General features: G+C 72.0%; 1 protein-coding gene. It reads right to left on the minus strand.

Annotation, left to right across the window (positions count from 1 at the left end; translation table 11 throughout):
- The coding region (locus tag AB0J93_RS30045) for an amino acid adenylation domain-containing protein (protein WP_363925724.1) at window positions 1-4408 on the minus strand (4408 nt) is incomplete at both ends.

Below are 4408 nucleotides of genomic sequence, written 5' to 3' on the forward strand. Positions count from 1 at the left end.
CGCTGCGCCGAAGACACATCAAACAAATCCGCAGCCACCACCAACACACCCTGCAACCCAGCCGGACAACCCCGCCCGTCAAACAACTCGACCATGGTCAATCCGAGGTCCTGCCGCGCCATCGCGCTCCCCGCACCGGTGGGCTCCGGTTCGTCGCCGGATCCGGCCGCCACGCCGCGCTCGAGGTTCTGGAGGGTGAGCCGGACCTGGAACAACGGATGGCGGGCCAGCGTACGGGTCGGCGCCAGCTCCTCGACGAGCCGCTCGAACGGCACGTCCTGGTGTTCGAGAGCGTCCAGAGTGGTCCGCCGGACCCGGCCCAGCACGTCGGCGAAGGTCGGGTCGCCGGACAGGTCGGTGCGGATCACCAGCGCGTTGACGAAGAAGCCGACCAGGTCGTCCAGAGCCTCGTCATGCCGACCCGCCACCGGGAAACCGATCGGGATGTCGGTACCCGCCCCGAGCCGCGACAACAACACCGCCAACGCCGACTGGAGCACCATGAACATGGTCACGCCCTCGGCACGGGCCAGGTCAGCCAGCCGCTGATGCACCTCGGCGGGCACCTGCAACGACACCTGGTGCCCGCGGTGCGACGCCACCGCCGGGCGGGGCCGGTCGACCGGAAGCGCCAACTCCTCCGGCGCCCCGGACAGGGTCTCCCGCCAATACGACAGCTGGGTCGACAGCAGGCTGTCCGGGTCGTTCTCATCGCCCAGCAGCTCCCGCTGCCACACCGCGTAGTCCGCGTACTGCACCGGCAACGGCGCCCACACCGGCGCCTGCTGACGGAGCCGTGCCTCGTACGCCGTTGCCAGGTCCCGGTTCAGCGGCGCGGTCGACCAGCCGTCGCTCGCCACGTGATGGACGACCAGGACGAGCACCGAGCCGTCCGTCGCGGTCTGGAACAGCCAGGCCCGGATCGGCAGGTCGGCGGCGAGGTCGAACGCGTAGCCGGTCGCCTCCGCGACGGCGCGGTCCAGGTCGTCGACGGGCACGGCCCGCACCTGAAGCACCGAGCCGACCTCGTCCGCGTCCAGAATTCGTTGATACGGCTCGCCGTCCGCCACCGCGAACACGGTCCGCAGCGACTCGTGCCGGCCGATCACGTCGCGCAACGCCGCATCGAGCGCCTCGACGTCCGCACCGCCGGCCAGCCGAACCACGGAGGGCAGGTTGTAGAGCGGACTCGGGCCTTCGAGCTGACCGAGGAACCACAGACGGCGCTGTGCGAACGACAACGGTACCCGCTCCGGCCGCCGCCCGGCGCGCACCGCGAGCCGTGCCCGGCCGGCGTTGCCGCCGCTCAGCCACGCCGCCAGGCCCGCTACCGTCGGCGTCTCGAACAGCGCCCGCAGCGGCAACTCCACACCCAGCACCGCCCGGACCCGCGACGCCAGCCGCACCGCGAGCAGGGAGTGGCCGCCGAGCCCGAAGAAGTCGTCATCGACCCCCACCGTGGTCAGGCCGAGCACCTGCGCGAACACCGCGCACAGGATCTCCTCCTGCACGGTCGCCGGGCCGCGGCCCGCGCCGGCCTCGTACGTCGGCGCCGGCAGCGCACGCCGGTCCAGCTTTCCGTTCACCGTCAAAGGCAACCGGTCGAGCAGCACCACGGCGGACGGGACCATGTACTCCGGGAGGCGCTGCCCGACGTATTCGCGCAGCCCGGCGGCGTCGGCGCCCACGACGTACGCCACCAGGCGCTTGTCCCCCGGGATGTCCTCCCGTGCGACCACGGCGACCTGCGCCACGTCCGGGTGCTCCTGGAGCACCGCCTCGATCTCGCCCGGCTCGATCCGGAACCCCCGGATCTTCACCTGCTGGTCCGCCCGGCCGACGAACACCAACTGGCCGTCCCCGGTCCACTTCGCCAGGTCGCCCGACCGGTACATCCGCTCGCCCGCGCCGAACGGGGACGCCACGAAACGCTCACCGGTGAAGCCCGGCCGGCCCAGGTAGCCGCGACTCACCTGGACGCCGGCCAGGTACAGCTCGCCGACCACGCCGGGCGGGACGGGCTGGAGCCGGTCGTCGAGCACGTACAGCGCCGTGCCGGGCAGGCCACGGCCGACCACGCTGCCGGTCTCGTCGCCGGTGAGCTGCCAGAGCGTCGCATACACCGTCATCTCGGTCGGCCCGTACATGTTGACCAGGCGCGGCCCGCCCTCGGTCAGCCAGCCGTAGACCCGCGGCGGTTCCAGTGCCTCGCCCGCGAACACCACCACCCGGACGGACTCCGGCGGTGACCCGGCCACCGACAGCAGCTGATAGAAGGCCGACGGAGTCTGGCTGAGCACCGTCACCCCGGTCTGCTCGATCAGCCGGGCCAGGTCCTCCGGGCTGCGGGACACCTCGGACGGCACCATCACCACCCGGGCGCCACGCGTCAGCGCGCCCCACATCTCCCACACCGACACGTCGAACACGAAGGAGTGGAAACAACTCCACGCGTCGGACGGGCCCAGATCGAAGACGTCACCGACCGCGGTGAGCAGACCCGACAGATGACGATGGGCGATGACCACACCCTTCGGGGTGCCCGTCGAACCCGACGTGTAGATCACGTACGCCGCGCTGGCCGCGGTCGCCCGGCTGGGCACCGGACCGTCGTCGAAGGCCGCCACCGCCGGCCCGTCCAGCACCGTCACCGGCACCAACACCGAGCCGGACAGCACCGGCTCGTACGCGGCCGAGGTCAGCACGTGCCGCGCGCCGCTGTCGAGCAGCATGAACTCGACCCGTTGCGCCGGCAGTTGCGGGTCGATCGGCAGGTACGCGCCGCCCGCCTTCCACACCCCGAGGATCGCGACGACCATCTCCGCGCCGCGCGGCAGGCACAGGCCGACCACCGACTCCGCGCCCACGCCCTGCGCCGTCAGATAGCGTGCCAGTCGGTTCGCCGCCGCATCCAGTTCCCGGTACGAGACCTCGACGCCGCCGGCGACCACCGCGACCGCGTCCGGGGCGGCCACGACGTGCCGGGCGACCAGGTCCACCACGGTCGCATCGATCTCGGTGGCCGGAACGTTCCAGGCGGACAGCATCTGCTGCCGCTGCCGGTCGTCCAGCAGCTCGACGGCGTGCAGCCGGACCTGCGCGGCGGCCGTCACCGTCTCCAGCACCCGCACGAACCATCCGGCGAGGCGCTCCACCGTCGACGCGTGGAACAGGTCGGCCGACGCGGTGACCACACCGCCGAGACCGGCCGGGCGGCCCTGCGCGTCGAACGACTCGACGGCGGTCACCTCGAGGTCGAAGCGGGCGGTCGCGCTCACCGCCCCCGCGCCGGTGTCCGGCAGGCTCATCGTGCTGTGCTCGAGGTTCTGCAGGATGAGCATCACCTGGAACAGTGGGTGGCGGGCCATCGAGCGGGCCGGGGCCAACTCCTCGACCAGTCGCTCGAACGGCACGTCCTGGTGGTCCAGGGCGGTCAGGCTGCTCTGCCGGACCCGGCCCAGCACCTCGGCGAAGGTCGGGTCACCCGACAGGTCCGTGCGCAGCACGAGGGTGTTGACGAAGAACCCGACCAGATCGTCCAGGGCCTCGTCGTTGCGTCCCGCCACCGGGAAGCCGATCGGGATGTCGGTGCCCGCACCCAACCGCGACAGCAACACCGCCAGCGCCGACTGGAGCACCATGAACATGGTCACGCCCTCGGCACGGGCCAGGTCGGCCAGGCGCTGGTGCACCTCGGCGGAGACCTGCAGGGGCACCTGGTGGCCCAGATGCGAGACCACCGCCGGGCGCGGGCGGTCGGCCGGGAGGGCCAGTTCCTCCGGGGCACCGGCCAGCGCCTGCCGCCAGTAGGCGACCTGTGCGGAGAGCAGGCTGTCCGGGTCGTTCTCGTCGCCGAGCAGTTCACGCTGCCAGACCGCGTAATCGGCGTACTGCACCGGCAGCGGCGCCCAGACCGGAGCCGTCCCGTTCGACCGCGCCTGGTACGCCGCCGCCAGGTCTCGGTGCAGCGGCGCCGTGGACCAGCCGTCGCTGGCAATGTGGTGCACCACGAGCACCAGGACGGACTCGTCGGCACCGGTCTGGAACAGCCAGGCCCGGACCGGCACCTCGGTGGCCAGGTCGAAGGCGTGGCCGGTCGCCGCCGCTACGGCCGTATCGAGGCCTTCGGCGCTCATCGACTGGACCTGGAGGACCTCGCCGACCTGGTCGGGCTCGAGGATCTGCTGGTACGGCTCGCCGTCGGCCACCGCGAAGACGGTGCGCAGCGACTCGTGGCGGGCAATCACGTCCCGCAGTGCGGCGTCCAGCGCGGCCACGTCGAGCCCGGCATCCAGGCGGACCACCACCGGGATGTTGTAGAGCGGGCTGGGGCCTTCGAGTTGGCCGAGGAACCACAGGCGTTGCTGGGCGAATGACAGCGGTACCTGGGCCGGACGTGTACCGGCCC

The sequence above is a fragment of the Micromonospora sp. NPDC049374 genome (genome assembly GCF_040677165.1).
Classification (GTDB): domain Bacteria; phylum Actinomycetota; class Actinomycetes; order Mycobacteriales; family Micromonosporaceae; genus Micromonospora.